The 25,884-nt window shown below is 34.3% G+C and carries 20 protein-coding genes and 6 pseudogenes; 7 read left to right on the top strand and 19 right to left on the bottom strand.

Annotated features, from left to right (window positions below; all coding sequences use genetic code 11):
* Nucleotides 1–2: 2 nt before the first annotated feature.
* The 7 genes and pseudogenes from GKR88_17210 to GKR88_17240 form a co-directional block, all read right to left on the bottom strand.
* Nucleotides 3–356: a transposase gene (locus GKR88_17210; GenBank protein ID QMU65845.1), complete on the bottom strand. Its 354-nt coding sequence runs from the start codon at nucleotides 354–356 to the stop codon at nucleotides 3–5.
* A gap of 138 nt (nucleotides 357–494) precedes the next feature.
* Entirely contained in the window at nucleotides 495–773 is a 279-nt protein-coding gene (locus tag GKR88_17215) for a hypothetical protein (protein ID QMU65846.1), read from the bottom strand.
* Between the two features lie 42 nt (nucleotides 774–815).
* Nucleotides 816–1,151 (bottom strand): hypothetical protein, encoded by a 336-nt coding sequence (locus tag GKR88_17220; protein ID QMU65847.1) that lies wholly within the window; start codon nucleotides 1,149–1,151, stop codon nucleotides 816–818.
* Nucleotides 1,152–1,445: 294 nt separating this feature from the next.
* The gene (locus tag GKR88_17225) at nucleotides 1,446–1,892 is read right to left on the bottom strand and encodes a hypothetical protein (protein QMU65848.1); all 447 of its coding nucleotides are present in this window, start codon (nucleotides 1,890–1,892) and stop codon (nucleotides 1,446–1,448) included.
* Nucleotides 1,893–2,161: 269 nt separating this feature from the next.
* A complete protein-coding gene (locus GKR88_17230) occupies nucleotides 2,162–2,833 on the bottom strand; it encodes a hypothetical protein (protein ID QMU65849.1) in 672 nt (223 codons plus the stop codon).
* An 80-nt stretch (nucleotides 2,834–2,913) separates the two neighbouring features.
* Nucleotides 2,914–4,080: pseudogene (locus GKR88_17235) on the bottom strand (IS3 family transposase).
* Between the two features lie 29 nt (nucleotides 4,081–4,109).
* Nucleotides 4,110–4,460 (bottom strand): hypothetical protein, encoded by a 351-nt coding sequence (locus tag GKR88_17240; GenBank protein ID QMU65850.1) that lies wholly within the window; start codon nucleotides 4,458–4,460, stop codon nucleotides 4,110–4,112.
* A gap of 108 nt (nucleotides 4,461–4,568) precedes the next feature.
* Here GKR88_17240 and GKR88_17245 point away from each other — a divergent pair.
* The 3 genes and pseudogenes from GKR88_17245 to GKR88_17255 all read left to right on the top strand — a co-directional run bounded on the left by GKR88_17245 (nucleotide 4,569) and on the right by GKR88_17255 (nucleotide 5,468).
* Nucleotides 4,569–4,778, top strand: a pseudogene (locus tag GKR88_17245) (IS1595 family transposase).
* A gap of 59 nt (nucleotides 4,779–4,837) precedes the next feature.
* Complete coding sequence (locus GKR88_17250) at nucleotides 4,838–5,176, top strand: type II toxin-antitoxin system RelE/ParE family toxin (protein ID QMU65851.1); 339 nt, start codon at nucleotides 4,838–4,840, stop codon at nucleotides 5,174–5,176.
* Between the two features lies 1 nt (nucleotide 5,177).
* Nucleotides 5,178–5,468, top strand: a complete 291-nt coding sequence (locus GKR88_17255; GenBank protein QMU65852.1) for a helix-turn-helix domain-containing protein — start codon at nucleotides 5,178–5,180, stop codon at nucleotides 5,466–5,468.
* 56 nt (nucleotides 5,469–5,524) lie between these two features.
* Here GKR88_17255 and GKR88_17260 read toward each other — a convergent pair whose 3' ends face one another.
* From GKR88_17260 to GKR88_17300, 9 genes and pseudogenes are all read right to left on the bottom strand, one after another.
* Complete coding sequence (locus tag GKR88_17260) at nucleotides 5,525–6,589, bottom strand: glycerate kinase (protein ID QMU65853.1); 1,065 nt, start codon at nucleotides 6,587–6,589, stop codon at nucleotides 5,525–5,527.
* On the bottom strand, nucleotides 6,567–7,562 hold the full coding sequence (locus GKR88_17265) for a transposase (protein ID QMU65854.1): 996 nt from the start codon (nucleotides 7,560–7,562) through the stop codon (nucleotides 6,567–6,569). Before GKR88_17265 ends, GKR88_17260 begins: the two co-directional genes overlap by 23 nt.
* Nucleotides 7,563–7,843: 281 nt before the next feature.
* A complete protein-coding gene (locus GKR88_17270; GenBank protein QMU65855.1) occupies nucleotides 7,844–7,978 on the bottom strand; it encodes a hypothetical protein in 135 nt (44 codons plus the stop codon).
* An 11-nt stretch (nucleotides 7,979–7,989) separates the two neighbouring features.
* A pseudogene (locus tag GKR88_17275) lies at nucleotides 7,990–9,234 on the bottom strand (sodium/solute symporter).
* A 31-nt stretch (nucleotides 9,235–9,265) separates the two neighbouring features.
* Nucleotides 9,266–10,431, bottom strand: a protein-coding gene (locus GKR88_17280; protein QMU65856.1) for an IS3 family transposase whose coding sequence is annotated in 2 segments (ribosomal slippage) — nucleotides 9,266–10,182 and nucleotides 10,182–10,431 — 1,167 coding nt in all. Because the reading frame shifts where the segments join, the coding sequence is not laid out codon by codon here.
* A gap of 32 nt (nucleotides 10,432–10,463) precedes the next feature.
* Nucleotides 10,464–10,859: pseudogene (locus GKR88_17285) on the bottom strand (sodium transporter).
* Nucleotides 10,856–11,461 carry a GNAT family N-acetyltransferase gene (locus tag GKR88_17290; GenBank protein ID QMU65857.1) on the bottom strand — a complete coding sequence of 202 codons (606 nt, stop codon included), beginning with the start codon at nucleotides 11,459–11,461 and terminating at the stop codon, nucleotides 10,856–10,858. The pseudogene GKR88_17285 and the gene GKR88_17290 overlap by 4 nt, the downstream one beginning before the upstream one ends.
* Nucleotides 11,462–11,469: 8 nt before the next feature.
* On the bottom strand, nucleotides 11,470–12,774 hold the full coding sequence (locus GKR88_17295; GenBank protein QMU66769.1) for a glycoside hydrolase: 1,305 nt from the start codon (nucleotides 12,772–12,774) through the stop codon (nucleotides 11,470–11,472).
* Between the two features lie 265 nt (nucleotides 12,775–13,039).
* A pseudogene (locus tag GKR88_17300) lies at nucleotides 13,040–15,704 on the bottom strand (TonB-dependent receptor).
* 136 nt (nucleotides 15,705–15,840) lie between these two features.
* Between GKR88_17300 and GKR88_17305 the strand changes: the two are divergent.
* From GKR88_17305 to GKR88_17320, 4 genes are all read left to right on the top strand, one after another.
* Nucleotides 15,841–16,872 (top strand): substrate-binding domain-containing protein, encoded by a 1,032-nt coding sequence (locus GKR88_17305; protein ID QMU65858.1) that lies wholly within the window; start codon nucleotides 15,841–15,843, stop codon nucleotides 16,870–16,872.
* Nucleotides 16,873–17,097: 225 nt separating this feature from the next.
* Nucleotides 17,098–17,310: a hypothetical protein gene (locus GKR88_17310; protein ID QMU65859.1), complete on the top strand. Its 213-nt coding sequence runs from the start codon at nucleotides 17,098–17,100 to the stop codon at nucleotides 17,308–17,310.
* 52 nt (nucleotides 17,311–17,362) lie between these two features.
* On the top strand, nucleotides 17,363–18,304 hold the full coding sequence (locus GKR88_17315) for a hypothetical protein (GenBank protein QMU65860.1): 942 nt from the start codon (nucleotides 17,363–17,365) through the stop codon (nucleotides 18,302–18,304).
* A gap of 104 nt (nucleotides 18,305–18,408) precedes the next feature.
* The gene (locus tag GKR88_17320) at nucleotides 18,409–19,944 is read left to right on the top strand and encodes a YifB family Mg chelatase-like AAA ATPase (protein ID QMU65861.1); all 1,536 of its coding nucleotides are present in this window, start codon (nucleotides 18,409–18,411) and stop codon (nucleotides 19,942–19,944) included.
* 635 nt (nucleotides 19,945–20,579) lie between these two features.
* On the opposite strand, the pseudogene GKR88_17325 reads toward GKR88_17320, so the two are convergent.
* From GKR88_17325 to GKR88_17335, 3 genes and pseudogenes are all read right to left on the bottom strand, one after another.
* Nucleotides 20,580–21,712: pseudogene (locus tag GKR88_17325) on the bottom strand (IS630 family transposase).
* 52 nt (nucleotides 21,713–21,764) lie between these two features.
* Nucleotides 21,765–22,283 (bottom strand): hypothetical protein, encoded by a 519-nt coding sequence (locus GKR88_17330; protein ID QMU65862.1) that lies wholly within the window; start codon nucleotides 22,281–22,283, stop codon nucleotides 21,765–21,767.
* 130 nt (nucleotides 22,284–22,413) lie between these two features.
* Entirely contained in the window at nucleotides 22,414–25,872 is a 3,459-nt protein-coding gene (locus tag GKR88_17335; protein ID QMU65863.1) for a T9SS type A sorting domain-containing protein, read from the bottom strand.
* Nucleotides 25,873–25,884 lie beyond the last annotated feature (12 nt).

Here is a 25,884-nt window from a genome sequence, read left to right on the forward strand (position 1 = left end):
TCTCAGTATCGACTAATCTCTTTTAAAAAAGCAGCAAACTCACCTGTCATGCGAGTTCCCTGAGCTACTAGATTCCAATCTCTTTGAATGATTTGCCTAGTCTCTTTATCTAACCATCTACGTCGCCTTACGTGAAGATACACAGTGTTTCCACGCAAAGGAAAGTCTTCAATAGTAATCTCTTTGTGGAAACCATGAGCAATTACATTAGGATTTATGACTTCTTTAGGAACAACATTACGCTCTTCAAAATACAAATGAAGTTCCTCATTTCGATGAGTGTGTCTTACCAAATCAAAATGTTCTACGAGCATCTCAGGTAAGATGAATTTTAAAAGGTCTAAGGATAATTCCAATCTCTGTTTTTTTTTACAAAGATCAAAACTTTAATTCAATCCACACAAAACTTTTGACCCTGATCCCTAATTGCTTCGTTTCACTCGCAAAGACACACTTCATTCAATCTTCAATTAACAATTAATCTTCATCTGAACTCACACACAACTTTTGTGACTGATCCTTTTAATACTTGTCGATTTTTCCCCTGGCTTTTTTCCACCTCTAAAAAATCGCCAATTATTAAAACGGTTTACCTCCGTTTTAAAAAGATGAGGATTTATAGAAAGGGTTATAGCAGGGAGATAAATCGTCAGCTTTTTAAAACCGACAAGCGATAGTGCGTTCAGCATCGGAACTACATCGTTTATGGTAAGTTCTTCCCTCTGTGATATCTCAAGTGTTTTCCGTACTGATTTTAAAAACTGTAAACTCATTTTAGGATTGATTCCGGGTTGTAAATCTATTTTAGGATTTAGCTAAAAAAACGGTAAACTTTTTGTAGGATAATAGCCCACTATGTATTTCCCTTTTTTGATTGGTACCGCAGAGTTTGTAGAGGCCAACGCCGATTGAGTGTTCTGCGTTGTACGCAAAACCAGCGCAGCGAAAGCGCAGCGCCAAAGCCGACTTGGACACAGGGGCTGTGAACGATTAAGTGAGCAGCGTGGACACGCCACAAGCATTTTTTTGTTCCTTGATTTAAAAAATAAAAAACTCCTTTTAAAAAAAAATGCGCAGTAGGCTTTGGCACCAGCGGCTGCGCCAGATAAGCAGCGGTGGATTTTTGTAGGCGACCCATGAGCCGTTAACAAAAATACAGAGGAGCTGCGAGTGAGCGGAGCAGAAGCAGGGAGGCAGCAGCTTTTTTTTGGACAAAAACGGCTGTAAGCCGATGTATTTTTTTTTGGCCAAAAAAAAGTGCTGCACAGAGGGGCGTAGCGAACACCTTTGATTCCGCTACTAAAGTTTGTTTCAAGTTTGAGAAGTTTCAAGTTACAGCAACTCTTAAATCACCCACTAGAAGCGGTATACTATCCATTTTTCTTATGGCGCTATAAATAAAATTGATAATAGAAGTTCCGAACTTGGGGTTCCGGATTCCGGGTTTAATTCGATTCTTTTTCTTTAATCCTGTAAACATAAGCACATTGTATTTTCCCTACAATCTCGACCAATTCTCGATCTACTAACTCAGTTAAATAACGGTAAGCAGTACTTTTAGTTTTTCTAAGCGCTAAAGCTGCTTTTCTACTGGTAAATTCGCGGTCGTAAAACTGCCGGTAGATTTCTTTATAAAACCAACGGGTAGCTGCAGGTAATAAAACATCTCGCTGTTTTAATTCTAATTCATTCTGCAGAAAATAAACAGCATTGCCTAAATCTTCTCTTGTGGCATACAATCTTCCGTATTTATCTTTATCTCTATACAACTCATTGATCATCGTAAAACTCTTGACCGTCTGATCAATGATTTGTAAATGTACTTTGGTAAAGCTCTCACTGTAGGCCAATAATTTGTTGTATGGATTGACCACTTGCCTGTTGGGATACATCAGTTTGATAATCAGATTAAAATCCTATGTGGTATTTTCTGTGGCTGTTTCTTTTGATTTTTACATAGCGTCCTACACGCTGTTTTTTGTAGCAAAGTTTCATAATAGTGAATGGGTAAAGGGTGATTTTTATAGCAATTTTATTTTTCCTTATATATTCTTGTTGTGGAATTTTGGAACGCTACTACTTTATATATTCATTATCAGTGTTTTGACCGTTCCAAAAGCGTTCCTTTTCCGTTCCATAGCGTTCCAAACATATACTGTTTTTAGGCGTTTTTTTGGTTTTTCCTGTAATTATCTATCTGATTGTAGAGATTCTCCCGGATTTCTTGTCGTAATTTCTCCTGATTGTCCAGATACACGATTTTATACACAAAGGTATTTCTACTTTTTGTAGTGCTTTTTTGGATGTATTCCAACTCTTGCAATTCGGTAAAATAACGGAACGTCTGTGTTTTACTAATGCTAAACTCCTGGCGTATTTCTCGTTGTGTAAACTCAATCTCTACCGGCATCTTGTCTTGCTTTGCTGCTTTTTTAGTAATGGATTCTTTTAATCTTTCATAGAACTGGCGAAGGATGCCATCGAGTTCATCGGTCTTTAAGACAATGCTTTCAAACATCAAATCTACGGCTATCTTTACATCGTCTAATGCTGTGATTAATACTTGCTCTGCTTTACGTTGATACTGATGCAATACCGTAATTTGTGCAATAAAGTCATGGAGCATTTGGGTAAGACGTCTACGTCCTTGAGTACTTTTAGGTAGATGTAAGCGGTAACTATTTTGTACCGGGTACGCCTCTAACAGATGTACCATATTTTGAAGTTCTTGTATCGCTTTTGATTCACTCTCATCGGTAATCATCTTGGAGGCTTTTTTTGCCATATAATCCAGTACCTTTTCTGTCTGTGCTTCGCTCTCATTAATGGCCACGGTAAACACTCTACTTTGGTTATCCTCGTAAATATGGAACCTGGTAGTAGTGGATATGCAACAAAAAATGGTACAAAAAGTTAAGCTACATTTTTGATTTGATATAATTTTTCAAATTCGATGATATTTTTGTAACCAAGAGCAGAATGTCTTCTGTATCTGTTGTACCAAGTTTCTATGTATTCAAAGACTTTAATTTGAAGACTTTTGTTGGATATAAACTTATTGTCTATCATTAGTTCTGTTTTGATTGTTTTAAAAAAAGATTCAGCTACTGCATTATCCCAACAGTTTCCTTTTCTACTCATACTGGGTGTTACATGATAACTTTTAAGGATATTAACAAACGCATGAGATGCGTATTGTACACCTCGATCAGAATGAAAAATCATACCTTCACAAGGCATTCTGTTGTTTACAGCCATTCTCCATGCAGCAATGATAGTTTGTCTTGCTTTGAGTCCATTGCTCAAAGACCAACCAATGACTTTACGATCAAACAGGTCAATAATTACCGTTAAGTACAGCCATCCTTGTGCAGTCTTTAAATAGGTAATATCAGAAACCCATTTCTGTGCAGCAGCGGTAGCTTTAAAATCTCTATCCAATACATTATCAGCTACTGGATATTGATGCTTAGAATCTGTCGTGACAACAAATTTCTTTTTACGAACTGCTTTAATCCCGTGTTTTTTCATCAATCGTGCTACCCTAGACCTAGATACTTTAAACCCTTTAGCTTTGAGTTCCTCTGTAATTCTAGGACTTCCATAAGTAGATTTACTTCGCTCACAGATACGGTGAATCTCAGAGAGTAGCATACGATTTTTTCCATCTCTATCTGATGGAACATAATTCTTACTCCTGTAATAACTTGTTTCTACTAATTTTAAAAATTTTACACATCTTCCCAACCGGATATTCTCTACTGTAATCTTTGATAAATTTCAATACTTCCGATCGCTCTTGGAGAAGATGCTCACGGCCTTTTTTAAGATATCCCGCTCCATGGTAACATCCTTGAGCTGTTTACGTAATCGCTCTAACTCTTTCTGATCTTCTGTGAGTTGTTTGACGCCATTACCGCTAAAAGCTAAATCAGGACGCTGTTCTAATTCTCTACGCCATCTGTAAATAAGATCTGCACTGATTCCCAATTCCATGGCAATCTGCTTTGTGTTACCTCGTACATTGCTTAATTCTACTGCTTTAATTTTAAACTCTTTACTGTATTTTCTTCGTTTCATATGGTTAAGTTATTTTAGATAAAATTAGCTTAACTCTTTGTCACTCTAAATGTAGCAAGTCCAGAACCTTCTGCAATGAATGAATAATCATTTTTAATCGCTCCCTTTTTAGTCTTCTTATCTCGCCATCGTCTTGTTTTTATATGTAGATAAACTGCTTTACCGCGTATGGGAAAATCTTGAATCTGTTTACTGCTAATAAAACCTTTGGACTCATAATTACCCTTTGAGTAACCCTCTGGTAGAATATTCTTCTCTTCTAAATAAATGTGAAAAGCATCCTTTTTAACTGAAATATCTCCTAATTCTTCAAAAAATACAATATCAAAATGAAGTAATAAATCTTGAGGGAGGATAGATGCTAATAATTCTAAATGCATCGTCTTTTTTTATGCATCTAAAATAATCAATCCCCATAAATTGTCGTTGACCCAGAAAATCTTGCCGATCACAATGCAGTTGTTTGTAAAGCAAAAAAGGAAGCCTCTAAAATACTGCCATGGGTACATATTGCCATAAGTAATGCAAAGAGGCTTCTACCGGACATACACCACTCAATAGGAAGTGACTATCTACAAAGCTATCTTGATGAGTTTTGCTATAAATTCAACAGAAGATACTTTGATTCTGTCTTTGATAGGATGTTAGTGGCAGCGCTAGAATACAAGTGGAAAAAGAATGTGCAAACTATCGGATAGTCATTATAAAAAATACACTTTTTCATTGATTTTGTAAACTAATTAGTTAACTTTGTGTTGTGATAAGAAAGATTACAACGTACAAAAACTATTTCATAGATTTTTACAAATCACAAGAGCCTAAAGTTCAAGAAAAGATTGAATATGTTCTTGACCTTGTTCGTTTTGAGCGGCAAGTGCCGAAAAAGTACTTCAAATCATTGGTTAGTACAAATGGAATCTATGAAGTAAAAGTAATAACAACGTTTAAGAGTATTAGAATTCTGTGCTTTTTTGACGGAGGGAATTTGGTTGTACTGACTAATTGCTTTTTAAAGAAAACACAGAAAACACCAAGGCGAGAAATAAAACTGGCTGAACGATTAAAAAAAGAATATTTTAACAATAAAAAAACGTGAAATGAATAATATAACTGATTTTGAAGACATACTCATCGCAAAATATGGTAAAAAAGGAACAACTATGCGTGATAAATATGATGCTGACTCATTGGCGTTCAGACTTGGGGTTATGTTAAAGGAAGCACGTAAAGAGGCAAATTTAACACAGGAGGAACTTGCTGAACGAACAGGAACTAAAAAAAGCTATATATCACGAATTGAGAGAGGATTGAACGATATCCAAGTTTCAACATATTACAAGCTAATTGAAATTGGACTTGGGAAAAATTTAACAATATCAATCAGATGAATACAGCTGAGAAAATTGAAAGATACTTTCAGAAAGACAACTATCAATGATTACTTTTACAATCTTTTTGCAAATTTTTGAGCCATTTCATTAAGATAATAAAGACCCTTTTCCATTGCTTCATTTATATCTTTAGAATAATTTAAAATAGCATCTGAATAATGAACTCCAAAATTTTTAAGAATCTCTGTATCTAAATCTATAATTCCACAAAATGAAGCAACTTTTATATTTTCTTTTTTAGCTGATGATATCACTCCTTGAATTGTTTTCCCAGACAAAGTTTGTTTATCTAATTTTCCTTCTCCAGTGATAATCCAATCAGAGTTTCTTATATTATCGTTAAAATCAGCCAAGTTTTTTACAAGTTCAATACCTGATTCTAAATTTCCATTTAAAAATACTTTAGAGGCAATTCCCATTCCTCCTGCTGCACCGGCACCTTTTACAGATTGTACATCAATATTATAAGTTTTCTGTATAATTTTAGAAAAATCTTGTAACCCTTTATCTAAAAGTTTGATATCTTTTTTAGAAGCTCCTTTTTGAGCTCCATAAATATAAGCCGCTCCGTTATTACCATATAATGGATTGGTAACATCACAAGCTATTTTAAATGTTATATCCCTTAAACTCGGGTAAACATTCTCGGTGTTAATAGTTACAATTGATGATAAATTTGACCCTATTGGTTTTAGTTCTTTACTGTCTTTATTTAAGAACCGATATCCAAGTGCAGTAGCCATTCCAATACCACAATCGTTAGTTGCACTACCACCAATACCTAAAATAATTGTCGTTGCTACTTTATAAATTGCATCTAAAATTAGTTCTCCAGTACCAAAAGTAGTTGCATTTTTACAATCAAATTCTTGTGACTTTAAGAGTTTTACTCCGGATGCTTCTGCCATTTCTATAAATGCTGTTTTTGAAGTTTCAGCAAATAAATAGGACGCTCTTACAGGTTTAAAAAAAGGGTCATTAACAACCACACTAACAGTCTTCCCTTTTAGATAATAATTTACTATTTCAATGGTACCATCTCCCCCGTATTCTATGATAAAAACAAGTAAAAGTTGAGATATTATTTTTACTAATTTATGCAGCAAATTTAAAAGTATCTACATAGGGTGTTTGTCGTTTGACAACGGCAAACACTCTTGCTATTAATTTGTTTCTAATAATGTTAACGGTACTCATTTTACTTTTGCCTTGTTTTATTCTTTTATGATAGTATAATTTCATTTCTGGGTTATGTTGTATAGCAGAAATAGCGCACATATTAATAATTGCTTTCAATTTTTTATTAGCCAAATGAGAGACTTTTGTACGTCCTTTAATACTAGTTCCAGATTGGTAAGGAAAAGGAGCAACACCACAATAAGAGGCAAACTTTCTCCAGTTTTCAAATTTTGAAAAATTGTCAGTAAACACAATCATCATTATAGCAGTTTGCATTCCTATACCTTTAACACTAGTAACAAGTTTATAGGTTTCTTTTAACATTATATTTTGGTCAATAATAGCTTGCATTTGAGTATTAATCTTGTGTATTTGTTTGGTTAGTTCTGCAATCATTTTTTGTTGAACGTCAAAGATTATTTTATACTCTTTTGCTTTATAAATTCTTTTTTGTTCTTTCAAAGTAACTTTAAAACCAGCTCTTTGTTTGTTAAGTTTTGTCCTTAAAGATAAGAGACTTTTTAGTTGTAATATACTTCTTTTAGGTAGCTTACTGGGTTTAAGTTCTTCTTTTAATCGATACCCATATAGAGCAATGCGTTTGGCATCAATTTGGTCATCCTTTCCACGAGCAATACCAATAGATCTTTTAATTTCTAAACCAGAAGCTATGAAAAAAGATAATTTTTGTTCAGTTAAAGACACAGATAATAAATGAGAGTACATTCCTGTATGTTCAAATACAAACATGGTTTCTTCTTTAGAGAAAGACGAATTTTTAAAACTCCACTTTAGCATTAATTTAAATCCAGATTTACTGTTCTCAAACTGTTGAACAATTTGTTTAGAATAGATACAAACATCAATTAATAATTTACTGACATCGATTCCGATAATTTCATTTGTTTTCATAATTTTGTAATTAGATATTAATAATAGTTACTTAAACTAAGACCTTTAATAAGGGCAGAAACTGAAATTCTATATGGTTCTAAGTAACTTTTAAAAAGAACGGAGACTAATACGGGGGATGGCTCTAAAAAGCTAGCTGGCCGCTAAAGTTCACTCCGTTCTTTTGTGTTTTTGGTTATCAACAAAATAAGAGTTATTAACAAAGAAAAAAAGAAGCAAAAAAAGAAATTTCATCATAACTATTATGTTTTTATTTTAAGTAATTATTTCTATTTGCTAATCTAAAGGTCAGCCAAAGGCAATTTTATAATTTCTGCTTCCGGGAGAATTGCTTCAATCCCTTCTGCCACCGCATTACAAAATTCTAATGCTGTTAGTGAATTTTTAAACTTATCCGGGGCTAATACAAATTTCAAAAGACTGTTTTTTAACTTAAAACTTTAACTACCAACAAAGAGATCAAATAAATAAGAATAAAGTATCCCACTAAAATAATTACTTCCCGCTTTCCGGCTTTATAAAATACCATTTGTAGATTTTTATTGGTTTCTTTTTTGATAAGGATGCTTATAGTATAAGCCACAAATAATGTCACAAAACAGCCTATTGCATTCCACCAAAACCAAAATACATTTGGTACATATAGCCATAGATACATATTAAAAAATACACCTGCCACAATACCAATATTTGCCCCTAAAGCATGTGTTCTTTTCGTTAGAATTGCCAATACAAAAGCTGCTAAAATAGGACCGTAAAAAATAGAACTTATTTTATTAATGACCTCTATAACAGTCCCTTCAATATTTCCTGCAAAAAAAGCAAAAAATAAACAAACCACCCCCCAAAAAACAGATAACAATCTAGAATATGAAACGTATTCTCTATCTGACATATCGGGTTTATAGCGTTTGATAAAATCTTCTAGAGACACTGCTGACAGTGAATTTACCGTAGAACTTAATGATGACATGGCAGCAGACATAATGGCTACAATAAGAATTCCAATCACGCCATTTGGAAGGTATTTTATGATAAATACAGGTACCATTAAATCTGCTTTTTTCCCCTCTAAACTTCCAATATTTGTTTGATAAATACTTTCCATTAATGTCTGAAAACTACCGTCTTGTAATAATAGAGTTCCTAAAACTAGCCCCATGATACAATAGGTAAGTGTAATTGGAAAACGAAGCAAACCATTTGCTAAAAGCAGTTTTTTAATGGTAGGCATTCCTTTTGCAGATAATAACCGTTGTGATTGTGTTTGATCTGTTCCATAATAAGATGCATACAAGAAAAACCCTCCGATAACCATAGGCCAAAACCCAAACTCATCACTTTTATCTGCATTATTAAAACCCCATTTAGAGAAATCTATCGCTGTTAAACGGCTTTTATCTACATGCGTTAAAAAGTTTTCAAAACCTCCTAACTCGCTAATACCGTACACTAAACAAAGAACAATTCCAAAGAACAAAATACACATTTGTATCACATCTCCCCAAATAACGGCTTTCATTTCCCCTTGGAAAGAATAAATTAGGGTAATTACTCCTATAACTAAAACGGAAATCCAAAAATTAATACCTGTAGTTGCCTGTAAAATAAGTGCCATAGTATAGACCATAACTCCTGTAGCTACGGAACGACTTATTTGAAAAACAAAACTGTGGATATGCAACAAAAAATGGTACAAAAAGTTAAGCTACATTTTTGATTTGATATAATTTTTCAAATTCGATGATATTTTTGTAACCAAGAGCAGAATGTCTTCTGTATCTGTTGTACCAAGTTTCTATGTATTCAAAGACTTTAATTTGAAGACTTTTGTTGGATATAAACTTATTGTCTATCATTAGTTCTGTTTTGATTGTTTTAAAAAAAGATTCAGCTACTGCATTATCCCAACAGTTTCCTTTTCTACTCATACTGGGTGTTACATGATAACTTTTAAGGATATTAACAAACGCATGAGATGCGTATTGTACACCTCGATCAGAATGAAAAATCATACCTTCACAAGGCATTCTGTTGTTTACAGCCATTCTCCATGCAGCAATGATAGTTTGTCTTGCTTTGAGTCCATTGCTCAAAGACCAACCAATGACTTTACGATCAAACAGGTCAATAATTACCGTTAAGTACAGCCATCCTTGTGCAGTCTTTAAATAGGTAATATCAGAAACCCATTTCTGTGCAGCAGCGGTAGCTTTAAAATCTCTATCCAATACATTATCAGCTACTGGATATTGATGCTTAGAATCTGTCGTGACAACAAATTTCTTTTTACGAACTGCTTTAATCCCGTGTTTTTTCATCAATCGTGCTACCCTAGACCTAGATACTTTAAACCCTTTAGCTTTGAGTTCCTCTGTAATTCTAGGACTTCCATAAGTAGATTTACTTCGCTCACAGATACGGTGAATCTCAGAGAGTAGCATACGATTTTTTCCATCTCTATCTGATGGAACATAATTCTTACTCCTGTAATAACTGTTTCTACTAATTTTAAAAATTTTACACATCTTCCCAACCGGATATTCTCTACTGTAATCTTTGATAAATTTCAATACTTCCGATCGCTCTTGGAGAAGATGCTCACGGCCTTTTTTAAGATATCCCGCTCCATGGTAACATCCTTGAGCTGTTTACGTAATCGCTCTAACTCTTTCTGATCTTCTGTGAGTTGTTTGACGCCATTACCGCTAAAAGCTAAATCAGGACGCTGTTCTAATTCTCTACGCCATCTGTAAATAAGATCTGCACTGATTCCCAATTCCATGGCAATCTGCTTTGTGTTACCTCGTACATTGCTTAATTCTACTGCTTTAATTTTAAACTCTTTACTGTATTTTCTTCGTTTCATATGGTTAAGTTATTTTAGATAAAATTAGCTTAACTCTTTGTCACTCTAAATGTAGCAAGTCCACTGATTAATAAACGCGAGGAAGCATCAAAACGTTTTTCTAAATATTCATAGACACTTACAATTCCGGAATTGTATAAAGTAGGGATAATTGCAATTAATAAAAATGCCATGGCTAAGGGAACCCCAAATTCATAGGTTAACCATTGCAAACCTCCACCATCTTTTAATCCAACAAATGCAGGGGCAGAAATAAAACTAATAGCAGACAATTGAGTTGCCATTGTAGATAAACTTAATGGAAACCAACTCATAGACTGCCCCCCTAAAAAGTAATCTTTGGAATTTTTGTTTTCTTTAAAAAAATACCCTATCCCTAAGAAAGCAAATAAATATGCTACAATGATAATATAATCTATGTAATTCATAATTTTGAAATTTTAGCTTTTAATTGTGTTTTTACAGTAGTAAACCATTCTTCCCTCAAAATACTCATCAGAATAGCATCTGCTCTTCCTTTTCCATTAATAGCAGGAAACATATTTCTTAAAACGCCTTCTCTTTGACATCCTACACTTTTCAGAGCTGCTATACTAATTGTATTATCCATATAAGCTCCAAAACCAACCCGTTCAACCTTTAATTCTTCAAAAGCAAATTCAAATAATAAGTATTTACAATGTTTATTAATGCCTTTTCCTCTAAAGTTTTTTCCATACCAAGTATACCCTAATTTTATTGTTTTTAATTCTGCTGAATATTCATAAAATCTTGTAGTTCCTGCATATTGATTTGTAATTTTATCAAAAACAATGAAAGGATATTCTTTCTGCAAATTTCTATTTGCTATTGCATTTTCAACATATCTTGTTATGTTTTTAATACCATTCCCTTTTTCAAGAAAAAAAATCCAAATGTCCGGATCATCAGAAATTTCTAAAAGAATTTCTGTGTGTTCTAATTGAAGAGGACTTAATGTAATGAAATCATTTTCAAAAATAAATTCTTTTTTGAAGTCCAATTTTTTCAATTAGAAAATCAATTATTTAACATATCAATTACCAAAGCTGCACTCCAAGAAAAATCATTTCCGCCATACCCGGCATTTTCTTTTAGATGGACTTCTTTTCTAGAATCAAAATATTCATAAAATCCATTTTTCTGAACTATTTCAATTGTATCTTGTTTTATACGCTCAGCAATATCATAATATCCATAATGTTTTAAACCATAAAAAAGCATCCAATTAAGGTTTACCCAAACCGGTCCTCTCCAATACTTTTTAGGGTTGAAAAGGTGACTCGTAGGATCGAAAGAAGCACATAAATATTGGTTTTTATTTCCAAATTTATCTATCATTATCTTTACCACTGTTGCAGCTCTCTCTTTTGAAGGAATAGTTGCAAACAAAGGAGAAAAAGAAGAGGAAGTTAGATATCTAAGAGGTTTCTGATTTCTTAAATCATAGTGAATATAAGCCCCAAGTTCTTCATCAAATAATTTATCATTGAAGGACTTCTTACTTTTTTCTTGCCATTTTTTTAATTGTTCAATCTTGCCGTTATTATTACCTAATAATTTATATAAATAAAGTAAACTCTCATTCGATTTTATAAGCATCGCATTAAACATAGGATCTTGTACTAAAAAAGGAGATAATTCTGCAATTTTCTTATCATCATAATTCTGCTTTTTAGCAAGCTCTATAATATGCAAATAATAGTCATATTCCCTTTTTGAAGGTCTTTCCGAAGTATCTACATGCATGGTATCTCTTCTTTCAAAACTATATTCAGGAGGATTCATAGTTTTCCACACATCATCCCAAATAGGAGAATTATCCGTACCTGACTCCCAATTGTGATAGATATAAACTAATCCTTCATTTTGTGGATCTCTGTTTTGATATAAATAAAGATGATTTGCATACACTTTATCTATAACCATTTCCAAATAGTGTAAAGTCTGTTTTTTATTTTTACTAATTTTATATATTTCTTCTAAAACAAAACCTATAACAGGAGGCTGTGTCATTCCTGTAGATTTATATTTTTTTGATGATAATGGATGCAAACTGGACTGATGAAAATCTGCTCCGGGAAAATAGCTGTCATTTTCGGTATGAAAAACAATATGTGGTATAAAACCATTATTCCATTGAGCATCTAACAAGGTGGTGATTTCTCTTTCTGCTTTTTGCATATCGAAATATGCAAAACCAATTGCAATAAAGCCGGAATCCCATTTCCACTGAAAAGGGTATAGATTTGCACAAGGGATGCTAAAACCATTTTTCCAGTTATTATTTAATATTTTTACAGCTCTGTTTTGTAGTTCTAACATTTTACAATTATAATTAAAATACTCACTATCCACATACTCCGTGGATAATGAACTCATCTTGACTTTTTCTATTTCCTAAAAAATGAATGAAATTCACCTATATTTCGTTACTTTTCTTACCTATAGCGCTGCTATAGCTTTCAAAAAGCGTCTTATCTGGTTAAATTTCAGCTCATTTTTTAGGAAATAGAAAAAGTCAAGATGAGTTCAATGAGTATTTGCTAAAATCAAAGTTTAACTTTACTTTATTATTCTTAACAAACTATTAAAAGTTTAATGTTGCTGTTAAAAACATTCTTCTAGGTAAAATAGGTCTTCCAAAGAAAAACTCACCATCTGTAGATTGCCCTGCAATTCCGGCTCTGGGATTTCCTTCAGTTAAGCCGTCACTATCAAATAAATTAAATATAGAAAGCCCCACTCTAAGTGAATTCGTATTTTGAGTTTTAAAAGTATACCCAACGCCTAACCTTATAATAGAAATCGCATCCAGTTCAACACCATTTGTATCATCTGTGAATTTTGCTCCTGTATGATTTACAGATAATAGTGCATCAAACTTTTGATCGTCATAGGCCAAACCTAAAGTACCTAAAATACTTGGTTGTCTAGCCAGTTTGTTTCCAACATTAGCTTCTGTTGAAGTATTGTCTATCAAATTTTCTTGAAGGTTTTTTGTTATTTCATGATTTTGATATGTAAATGTTGCAAAAGCAGCTAATTCATTAGTAAATTTATAATTTCCTGTAGCTTCTAATCCAAGTGTTTTGGTAGATTGGTTTGATCGTGACTGATCTACAAGCTCTCCATTTACAATTGCTTGACCTATCTTTATTCGATCACTCAAACTTACATAGAAAGCAGCTAAAGTTCCTGAAAATTTAGATGCTCCAAACTTTGCTCCAATCTCACCCTGTAGGATTTTCTCCATGCTATAATTCGTGTTTCTAATTCCCGGAGATGGGGCAAAACCTCTTAGTTGAGGTATGAAATAGCCTTTTGAAAAATTGGCATATAAATTGGTAGACGGAGTCAATTTGTACAGCCCTGCTAAAGAAAGTGCCCAGTCTGTAGCATCCACATTACCCGTTGTAAAGCTACCGTCTGCAAAACGAACCGTGCTCAACTCTGTAGTTAATTCAGAATTACTATATACTTGAGTATTTTCTAAACCTCCGTTTCTAAATATTCCCTTTGTATTTTCTATACGTATACCAACATCAAAGCGCCATTTATCAAAACGCATTTCATCAGTAAAATAAAATGCAGTTCTACTTTGGGTTAAAAACCTGTTTGATGTCATTCCAATTCTATTGTATAAACCTCCGTCAGAATAAATGACATTTCCTCCGCCGGCATCTGTGTACGTCAAATTTACCAATCTTGGGATTATTATTAAATTCCGAAAGTACTCTATATTGGTAATTTATATCTTCTGCTTCAGTCCTTGCAACGTACATACCACCCGTTAGTGTATGATTTCCATTTGGTGAATTATAAATAAAGTTAGCCTCACCGGAATAATCTGTCATTGGTCTTAATCTGTCTACATGTAAATTTTCTACAACCAAATCCGATGCACTTATTTGATCTCCTGATCCACCTTGATATGTTGCACTATACCCTATATTACCCGGTGCTATTGCAGAAGCATAATTGCTTAAAGTGATTGGATTTCCATAATTTCCGTTTCCACCAACATACAATGCAAAATTGTGCTCATAATCAGCATACTTTATTTTAGATTTAAACTTTAAGTTATCACTTAGGTTGTAATCAAAATCAGCCAAAATATAGCTTCCTTTTGTATAAACACCATCATCAATTGGACTTTCATACACCCCTCCCGGTGTTAAAAATGAGGTATTGGCTAATTCTCCGGAGAGCAGTTGCTCTACCGGACTGCCATCATTACCTGCAATACGTTCTCTTGATCCACCTTGTAATGGCAGTGGTAAGAAAAACTGTGCACGGTCATTAATGTATTGCCCATGAATAGTTAAAGACCCATTATCAAATTTTTGCTTAATGTTACCTCTTAGCTGGAAACCTCTCGTATCTAATCCTGTTTCAATGGGTCCGTTATCTTTTCTTACAAAACCGGTAAATGCATAATAGGTGTTTGAATCTTCGCCACCTAATTGGCCTCCGGTATAAAAATCAGTTTTTAAACGACCTCTACTCCCATACTCCATATTAATAATATTCTCATCATTGGAGTCACCTGTTTTGCTTGTGTAGTTGATCATCCCTGCAACTGAACCGGGACCATAAAGTATAGATGCCCCGCCTCTTACAAATTCAACCCCTTTAAACCCAATATCAGGACGTGCATATACGTCATGCGCCGAGGAGTTTAACCCAAATGTACTCATCAATGGCATTCCATCATACATTAAAGGATTAAATACATACTGACCCCCGGAAGGCAACCCTCTGACAAATAAGTTAGTGGCTGTTTCACCTCCACCTCCTTCAGCAGTAATACCCGGAACACTTCTTAATATATCTGCTTGACTATTTGCAGAAAGTCTTATAATTTCTTTTTGTTTTAAGGAACTTATAGACATTGGAGTTTCCTTTTGGGATCTGAAAGTCGCAGAAGCTGTTAATACAATTTCATCTAAATTGTTTCCCTCAATTAAAACAACCTCTACAGTAATTGTATTGCCATCCAAATTCACATTTTTTTCGAATATTTGATACCCTATAAACGACACTTGTAGTGTTTGTTCTCCTGAGCTTGTTGTCGTAAAATTGAAATTTCCATCAAAATCAGAAGTCGTCTCGGAAGCTGTTCCCTTGACAATAATAGTTGCTCCGGATATAGGCTCTCCAACATTATCTTTCACGGTTCCTTGTATTTTTGTTTGTGCTGATATTGTAGCAAAACAAAAAAAGGATAGTAATAGTAGTAAATTTTTTTTCATTGTTTTATTTATTAATTGATTTGGAGTAAATCTAATGATAACGACATCACTATTTTTGTTTATTTTTGGTCAAAGTGACCGCAAACGTTTGCAGTAACGTTTGCAATTCCTATTATTAATTTTTAAATACATAAAAATGAAAAAAGAAATCCCAACATTAAAAAAAATGGCACAATTACTGGGCCTTTCTATTTCTACAGTATCAAGAGCGTTGAATGAGCATCAGGATATTAGTGCTGAAACTGCTGAAAGAGTCAAAAAATTGGCAAAAAAGCTCAATTATATGCCCAATATTTTTGCAAGAGGTTTTAGAGATCATAAAACAAACATGATAGGAGTTATTGTACCTAATATTATCTCTTATTTTACATCTACAATTATCAAATCTATTCTATTGCAGGCAGAATTAAAAGGATATAGAGTTATTATCTCTGAAACCAACAATGATGTTAGAAGAGAAAAAGAAATGTTGCAAACCATGTTGCAATTTGGAGTGGACGGAATTTTAATGTCTTTGTCTAAAAATACAAAAAATATAGATCCTATATTATCCATTTTAAGTCAAAAACCATTAATCCTTTTCGATAAAGTTTCCAGTAAAATTCCGTGTACGCAAATCATTATTAATGAAGAAGAAGCAACATTCAACGCCATTGAGCATTTAATAAATATTGGTAAAAAAAGAATTGCTATTATCAAAGAGTTTGAATATTCATATAATTCCGAAAGACGTTATCAAGGGTATTTAAAAGCTTTAAAAGAATATAATATTCCTATTGATGAGCGATTAATTTTGAGTACAGATGATATTTCTCTAAAAAAAGGAAAACTTCTGGCAAGTCAATTAATTAGTTTAAAAAACAGGCCGGATGCTATTTTTTCTATTACAGATTCCGCAGCAATTGGTGTATTACAGATTCTAAAAAAAATCAATATAAGAATCCCTGAAGAAATTGCAGTAATTGGTTTTAGTAATTCTTTAAGTTCTACTATTGTAGAGCCAAACTTAACTACTGTTGATCAGCCTGGTAAGAGAATCGGTAAAATTGCAGTAGACCGATTAATAGAAGAGATTGAAGAACCCAAAGAATATTTAACAAATAAAACTATAGAGATACAAACTAATTTAATTATCAGAGAATCTACTTTTTTTTCCAGGGCGTGTTAACACTAAACGAGAATCATGGATTTTTTGCTGTTTTTTTGGATTTTGAGGCAGTTTTTGCAGAACATAGGCCGAGCTACGTTTAAAATAACTAACGAAAAAAGGCAGAAAAAGAGCAAAAAAGACAATTTTTGGCTTAGTGTTAACACGCCCTGGTTAAAATGGGTGCATAACATTTTGTCGCGAAATAGTTATTTTTAAGGATTAACTTTTAAAAGCGACACCATTATGATTAGCGAAGAGGAATTTTTAGCCCAAGCCAAGAAGCGTTATCAAGCGATAGCAAAATTATCAAACATAAAGAGTTACTATGATTACGAAAAGACTTTTGATCAAATATGGACGGACTATGGTCGAGAGGTTTTAGAGAGAAGTATAAGCGAACCATCTAAAGACAGGCGTAAAAAAAAACTTATCACGTTACGGAAAGATAGAGATTAACAACACTCATCCCTTTAGTGAAAAAGTCAATGGATTTAAGATAAGTCCCTATATGCAAAACAAAATGATTTATATTGGTCAAAACGATTGTTATGGAGATGGTCATGAAGTTTTATCGAATCTTCTAGGTGTTTCAGTCAATGCGATGCAGCTTTACAGAGTCACAGACTTTTATGGTGGTTTATTAGAGCAAGAAAAAGTATTGGAGGTTGATGCCGTTGAACCTGATATTCTTAAGGTAGATAACCAAGAGTGCATATATGCTATGGTCGATGGGTCGATGCTTTTCACTCGGGAAGAGGCTTGGAAAGAAGTAAAATTAGGCAGAATTTTTAAACAGAGTAGCTGTATGGACATATCAAATAAACGTGGATGGATACGCCATTCGTTGTATGAAGCATATTTAGGCAAAGCTGATAAGTTTACAGATAGAATGGATAGATACTTAGGCTGTTACAGGAGTATTGATAAGCGACTGATTTTTGTTGGTGATGGTGCTAGATGGATATGGAAATGGGTAGATCAACATTACCCTTTTGCCACACAAATATTGGATTGGTATCATGCTTTAGAACATTTACACGATTTTGCTAAGGTTTGTCTCTCTAATCAAGAGTCATATAACAGTTGGGTTGGTCAACAGGAGCAACTACTAAAAAACAGTCAAGTAAATCAAGTCATTGAGAATATCAAAAACTTAGAATTGACAAAGCAAAATCAACGTAAACAACAAAGCCAACTTATCACATATTATACCGAAAATAGGTCGCGTATGGACTATCAGCAATATCAAAATACAGGAGCAGGTATTATAGGATCTGGAGCCATAGAAGCAGCTAACAGGGAGGTTGTTCAAAAAAGAATGAAACTCTCTGGACAACGTTGGTCTAAAATTGGAGCTCAAAATATGCTCACATTAAGAACAACTAAACTGAGTGATAAATGGAACAAAGTAGTTAACCTAATCTGTACTGAGAAAAATAAAGCTGCTTAAAACGACAAAATGTTATGCACCCGTTAAAATCATTTAAAAAATGAATTAAAATTAATTAGTATTTTTATATCTTACATCGCTAAGTTATTAAAACAAAAACCGCTATGCTTAAAAAAGTCTATGGATCTGCCGTTTTTGGCATTGAAGCCACCACCATTACTGTTGAAGTGAATATTGATAAAGGAATTGGCTATCATCTGGTAGGGCTACCTGATAATGCAGTTCGCGAAAGTTCGTACCGGATTTCCGCTGCTTTAAAGAATAACGGTTATAAACTTCCCGGGAAAAAGATCACAATCAACATGGCACCTGCTGATTTACGAAAGGAAGGCGCAGCCTATGACTTAACATTGGCAATCGGGATTCTTGCTGCTTCCAGTCAAATAGTATCCGAAGAGATTGAAAACTATTTAATTATGGGCGAACTTTCGCTTGATGGTAGCTTGCAGCCCATAAAAGGTGCTTTACCCATTGCCATAAAAGCGAGAGAAGAAGGGTTTACATATTTAATTCTTCCAAAAGAAAATGCTAAAGAGGCTGCTATTGTAGATAATTTGGAAGTTTTGGGTGCAACAAGTATTTTAGAAGTCATTCATCATTTTGACGGGAAACACAAAATAGTACCTACAACTGTTGATACAAGAACAATGTTTTACAAAAATATCAATGCTCCCGAGTTCGATTTTTCAGATGTAAAAGGACAGGAATCCATCAAACGTTGTATGGAAATAGCAGCAGCCGGCGGTCATAATATTATTCTGGTCGGCCCGCCGGGAGCCGGAAAAACCATGTTGGCAAAACGGCTGCCCTCTATACTCCCGCCTATGACATTGCGCGAAGCTCTGGAAACAACTAAAATTCATTCTGTCGTAGGGAAAACCCAACATCATGGATTGCTGTATGAACGCCCTTTTCGTTCGCCTCATCATACTATAAGCGATGTTGCTCTTGTCGGTGGTGGACAATACCCCCAACCAGGAGAAATCTCTTTGGCTCATAACGGGGTTTTATTTTTAGATGAATTACCCGAATTTAAAAGAACAGTTTTAGAGGTAATGCGTCAGCCCCTGGAAGATAGAGAAGTCACAATTTCCAGAGCTCGATTTACAGTCAATTATCCCTCTTCTTTTATGCTGGTAGCAAGCATGAACCCTAGTCCTTCCGGATTTTTTAATGACGGTACGAATCCTTTCACCGGTTCGCCTCAGGAAATGCAACGGTATTTGAGTAAGATTTCAGGGCCTTTATTAGATCGTATTGACATTCATATTGAAGTAAATCCGGTTCCTTTTGAAAAACTCTCCGAAGAACGTAAGGGAGAGTCCAGTATCGAAATCCGAAAACGAGTTTCCGAGGCGAGGGAGATCCAATTAAAGCGATTCTTTGAATTTGAAACCATTCACTATAATGCTCAAATGAATGTCAAACAAATCCGGCAGTTTTGTGAATTATCTGCCGAAAGTAAAAGTTTATTGAAAACCGCTATGGAAAAACTCAATCTCTCTGCCAGAGCCTATGACCGAATTCTCAAAGTATCCAGAACCATTGCTGATTTGGCAAATGAAAAGGACATTCAGCCTCATCATATTTCAGAAGCGATTCAATACAGAAGTTTGGACCGTGAGGGTTGGTTGAGGTAGTCGGCACAACTGTTTTCTCCGGTGTTTGCTATTTTATATCATAAGCCAAAAAAGGCTATTTTTAGCGGTAAATTTAAGTCAAAAATGTATTAATTGAATGCCTGTTTAGATACCTAAGCAGAATCATTAAAGTATTTTTTAAACTCTTAAATCTTTCAATCTTTTAATTCATTAAATACCAACTAAGGATAAAAAAATAGCATTCCTCAGTACGCAGTCAAAAAAGATTATTAATTGTCATTAATTCCTTTATTCACAAGCTTTCTGATCAGCGATATCAGATCGTACGTAACAACAGCGCTATTTTGAAAGCTCATTTTTCCTGGTGCACATCAAATTTCGATAAAGAGATTAACCGAAGGTTTATAAGGAGAGCAGAAAAATTGAGAAATAAAAAATTGGGGTATTACTTTTCTATAGTAGAATTGTCATATCAAAATTACTTAGGAGAAATTGTTTTTTAAATAATAGAAATATCAATACTGTTTATGAATATCGTTTACAAATCAGAACGCTCTAACTTTCAATTGCATTATAGTCCGAAATCGTTATGTTTTATTATACTTTTCAACCTTTCATCACAAAGCACGCTCCCCAGTGTATGATTAGGATCGAACATACATACTACTGTCAAGTCAATCATTTAATGTCGGATAAAGTTTTTTTAGTTTGATTCTAGAATCTTTGGTTGTAAACTGCTAATTTATTTTTGCCTTTTTTTGATTTCTATACTTTACCCAAGCATTGACTTCTGTTTTGACCGTTTCAATATTGTCTATTCTTCTATTTAAACATTGTCCACCTAGTACGTTGAGTTCTATTTCCGCCATATTGAGCCAACTACCGTGTTTAGGTGTATATACAAACTCAAACCTATCCCATAACTTTTTTGCTTGTTCTGGGTTTAAAACGTTCATATAAGGAAGATGGCTTGTGTGTATTTAAATTATCCATAACGAGTGTTATTTTATTCGCATTAGAATAACTTTGAGCGATATCATTCAAAAAATCAGCCCAATCTAATTTTGTTTTTCGTTCTGTGACTTTGACTATTCGTTTTCCTGAAAGCGGTTCATTAGCCATAAAGATATTACAAACTCCATTACGTTTATATTCATAGTCAACAACCTTACTGCCATCTTTCAACCTTATTGGATGTTTGATCTCTCCAATGAGTTGTTTGAGTGATTCATCCATGCAAACTACCGGATTCCCTGAACAATAAGGGCGTTTATAAACATCTAACACATTTTCCATATTGGCAGCAAAATCAGCATTTTGATTTGGAGGAATCACCCAACCCTTAACTTTCCAGGGTTTCAACTCGTTTTTTTAAAACTCGACGAACCGTTTCATAAGACAGACTCTCTACATAATTTAATTCCACCATTTTGTCTGCTAGAAGTCGAAGAGACCACTTTGCCATCCCTTTGGGGGGTTCACTACAGGCTATCGATATAAGCTTTGCTTCTTTGCCTCCATCAATCTTCCTTTCATAAACACGAGTAGTCGATTTACGTTGCAAACAAGATTCAAAGCCTTCCTCTATAAAACGTCTCTTTACTCTGTCAATAGTTCGCATCGATATTTGTAGAACTTTTGATACTTCTTCATTGGTGACTAATCCCTCTGAATGAACTCCCTCATCTTTGTTTAAAAGAATATAAGCACTGCGATAAGTTTGACTACTATGCTTCCCCTTTGAAATGATTTGAGATAACTCTTCTCGCTCTTGCTTGGTTAAGGTTATTGTATATTTTTTTGCCATGGTTTCTTTCAAAGATACTAAAAATATACGACTTTTTATTCATGACTTGACACTAGTGTTTAGATAAAATTTCTCTTAACAGTAAGGAGTCTTTTTCTTTTTTTACAGTAATTACTTTTTGAATAGCATCATTAGGGATTGCAACAGATAGTATATAGTGTTTTATTTTCCATGAGTTTTTAGTCTTTTCCAAAACACCGGAACCTCTGCATATTCCCATCCAGGTATCTAATAACTCATCAAACCAAACTATTTTTTTTTCGGCACCTACATACATATTTCTTTCAACCGGCTTAAAAGACCATGCCTTTCCCCTGTCAAAATAAGGCTTGCTAAATTTTTTAAACTGCTTTTTATTCCAATTTTCAGAAGCATCAGTTCCTATAAATACGGAAGCACTATCCATTTTACTAAAGTAGTTACTAAAATCTGCATTCGCAGCAGACAAATGCCAATCATCTAATATAATATTAATTTCAACCTTAATTTCTGATGTATTTTGATTGCTGTTTTTTTCGTTACAGCTTACAAAAATCAAAAGTGTAAGTAGAAACTTTAATATATTTTTCATTTTCCGGATTCTTTGATATCTGATTTTAAATGTACTTCAAGCTATATATAATAATATCCACTTCTGAAAATACGATGCTTATTTTTAGGAGTGGATAATCTATTTAATTTAACCGCTTTTTACCTTTTTTTTATTCCAAGATAATTTTCTTTATAGCTTGTTTATTAGCACTGGTAATTTTTACAAAATATAATCCTTTACTATATCCTTTCAAATTTATTTCATGCTCATTTTGTAAAGTGCTTTCTTCGTTTAAGATCAATTTACCTAAATAATTATATACACTAATAGAAGCTTTTTCATTCGTATTCCAATGAATAGTAAATAGTTCATTTGACGGATTGGGATAAATGGACAAAGATTTTAATAACTCCTCGTCAGAAACAGATAGTACTCCGTTTATAACCAAATCATCAATCACTACGCCTTCTTCATTTACTGCCTGATCTGTTACAAATTTAAATCGGAAAATTATATTGGTTTCATTGGTAAATGCACCTAAATCATAACTGTAATCAGTTATGATTGCATTTGTATTTCCGGAAGGGTTGCTACTTTCTCCCAGCCCTGTCCATTGTCCCCCCGGCAATCCGTTTTCGATTGACGCACTTGTATACCAATTTGAATCCGAAGCACTTCCCAGAATACTCCAGCTTACTCCACTATCTGTTGAATACTCGGCAACCAAATAATCCCAGTTGTTTTCTATATCGAAACTCATTTTAAAGGCTAAAACAGGGCTTGTAAGTGTACTTAAATCGTAACAATTGGTATATAAATAGCTTATCGTGTTATCAGGATAATTTCCACTTGCTGCGGTGATGTACACTTTATTTCCCGAACCGGCAGCGTTAAGTAGTGTTTTTCCCGGCCTTGCTATTACAAAAAGAGAAGTGTTAGTACTTCCTGTAGTTACAGATGCAAGTGCATCATTCGTATTATCTTCAAATGAATTTACAGTGGCCGGAGTCGTATTGGAGCTATTCACTAAAAAAGGTATATCCAACGTATTATTAGATGCATATGCATCTCCGGCAGTAGTTACTTCTATTGATATGGTGTGTGATCCGAAAGCTACCTGCATGTCCGGAATGTTAATATTCGTGTCCTCCCCGGAATTTAAGTTCCCGGACCAGTTAAATGTATTTGTAGCTCCCAAATCTACTGTATAGTTAACAGTAATGGAAGTTAAAGGGTTAGCTCCTTTATTTCTTACGGTTATATTAGGAGAAATAGTAGTACTGCAATTTACCTGATTTGAAGGGGCGTTAATTGATAAGAGTCTTACATCTGCAGGAGGCAGTTGTTCGGGAATGTCAGTTTGAAAAACACCTCTGCCGTATGTTGCTGCTATCAACTTTGCTTCTTCTTCGTTAATTTCCAAATCTCTGATAGCTACATTGGGCAGATTGTTATCAAATACTTGCCAATTGCTAATATCGTCATTAATTGTATAAACCCCTAAAGCAGTTCCCAGATATACGGAATTATTGCCACTTCTTTCGTGATGTCTTAACACAAGTTTTGATTCTAAAGGTAAATTACCGGTGATATTAGAAAAAGTAGGAGTGGCACTTAATAAGTTCGTTATCTTATAAACAGAACTATTGGTAACTATCCAGGCAGTATTCTCGTCGGTGTGACTAACTTCAATAACATTTATAATACCATTAGCAAATGTTAACTGTGTAAAATTAACTCCTTTGTTGGTACTTCTGTATAAATCGCTTCCCATACTCACATAGATATTGTCATCATTTTTAGGATCTATTTCTATGTGTTGTAAATCTCCAAAAAAAGTTTCATTGGATATTTTTGTCCAGGCGCCATTTTCCAGTTTGTATAAATTTCCATATCCCGCATAAATTTCACCCTGGCTATTAGAAACCATAGGAGTAACCCACCTGCCACCACTATCTCCTGTTCCTGTCTCTTCTGACGGTGCTCCTATACCGTTATTACGTGTCAGGCCTCCATCTTTTGTTTCATATAGAGCACCTCCATATTGAATAAACCCAAAATAATTTTTTGGATCCAAAGGATTTACCGAACAATCCATACCATCCGCACCATGATAATTGTTCCAGTTATTTTGATAACGTGCATACCCTCCGTTATCCTGAAGGCCTCCCACAATATTTCTATGATTTTGAGCTGCAACAGCTATTCTGTAGAATTGACCAACCACTATGTTTTTCGTTAAATCCGTAAACTTAGTACCATCATTGGTAGAAACATATACTCCCCCGTCTGTTCCTGCAAAAAGTTTACCTCCTATATAACGCATAAAATGAATATCTGCATGGGTATAAGAATCCTGAGTAGGAGCATTCCAACTATTGATTCTTGTAAAATTTCCTCCGCCATCAGTGGATCTCCAGATATTTAAAACTCCTACAAACACTGTATTGGGTTGTGTATCAGAAACTGTTAACGCCAGATCAAACCAAGCTTGAGAGCTGCCAAAAATATCATCCGTTTCGACAGTTTTTGTAAAACTCACACCGCTATCTGTAGATTTATATACACCATTAAATGCATATGTATTAGCAGCAGCACTTACAAAATATACCAAATCGGGATCAGCGGGAGTGACATCTATAACGATTCTTGCCGAATTGGAAAAACCTGCAATAGTAACTGATGTAAAATTTTCTCCTCCGTCGGTAGATCGGTAAATAGTACTTCCGGAGGCAGCATACCAGGTAGAAGCATCATTGGGTTTCATTTTAAGGTCTATGATATTCGCATTTAATTTTCTTACCCAATTGGTTCCTCCATTCGTTGTTTTATATACTCCCGTACTCGTAGCTACCAATACCGTTTCATGGTTACTAGGGTGAATATAAATTTCATTCATTGAAGAAGCATTTAACGTTCCTGTATTATTCCACGTTGTGCCCCCGTCAGTAGATTTCCAAACGCCCACAGCACTGGAATCTCCGGCATCGTCATCACCGGTTGCGATATAAATAGTGTTAGAATCCGTAGGGTGTATGGCAATGCCTGAAACCCCTATTTGAGGTAAATGATCCGTTAACGGAGTCCAGTTAACTCCTGCATCCGTAGATTTCCATATTCCTCCTGCCGGTGCACCCGCATAATACGTATTTGAGTTAGAGGGGTCTACCGCTACTACATTTACACGCCCTTGCCCGGAAGACCAGGAAGCTGTATTTGTGTGACTATATGGCCCGACTGAAGTCCACATATTAGTAGAAGCAGCTCTTTGAGTAGCTCTCATTGCATTTTTCATCTCCCAAGCTTCCCATAAATCGTTAGAGTTAGAAATCGTTCCATCGGGCTTTATAAAAAAACTTGAGCGATATTTCCATCTTTCATAAGGTTTTAAACCACTTCCTTTTTTAAACTTATCTACGGTTTTGAAATAAGCTTCGGCTGCTTCAGTGATTTCCTTAAATGTCTTTTTACTGTTTTTTGAATCAGTAGCACCTGCATTCATCCAGGGTGCACTTTTTTGTAGCCCTTGTGTAAAACCATTTATAGAAAACACAAGTATACATATAAGTAATATATTTTTCACAATAGGAGTGATTTTAATTAATATATTGTCTATCGCGTAGTTCATTACTTTTTTGCT

Source organism: Flavobacteriaceae bacterium (assembly GCA_014075215.1).
Lineage (GTDB): Bacteria > Bacteroidota > Bacteroidia > Flavobacteriales > Flavobacteriaceae > Polaribacter.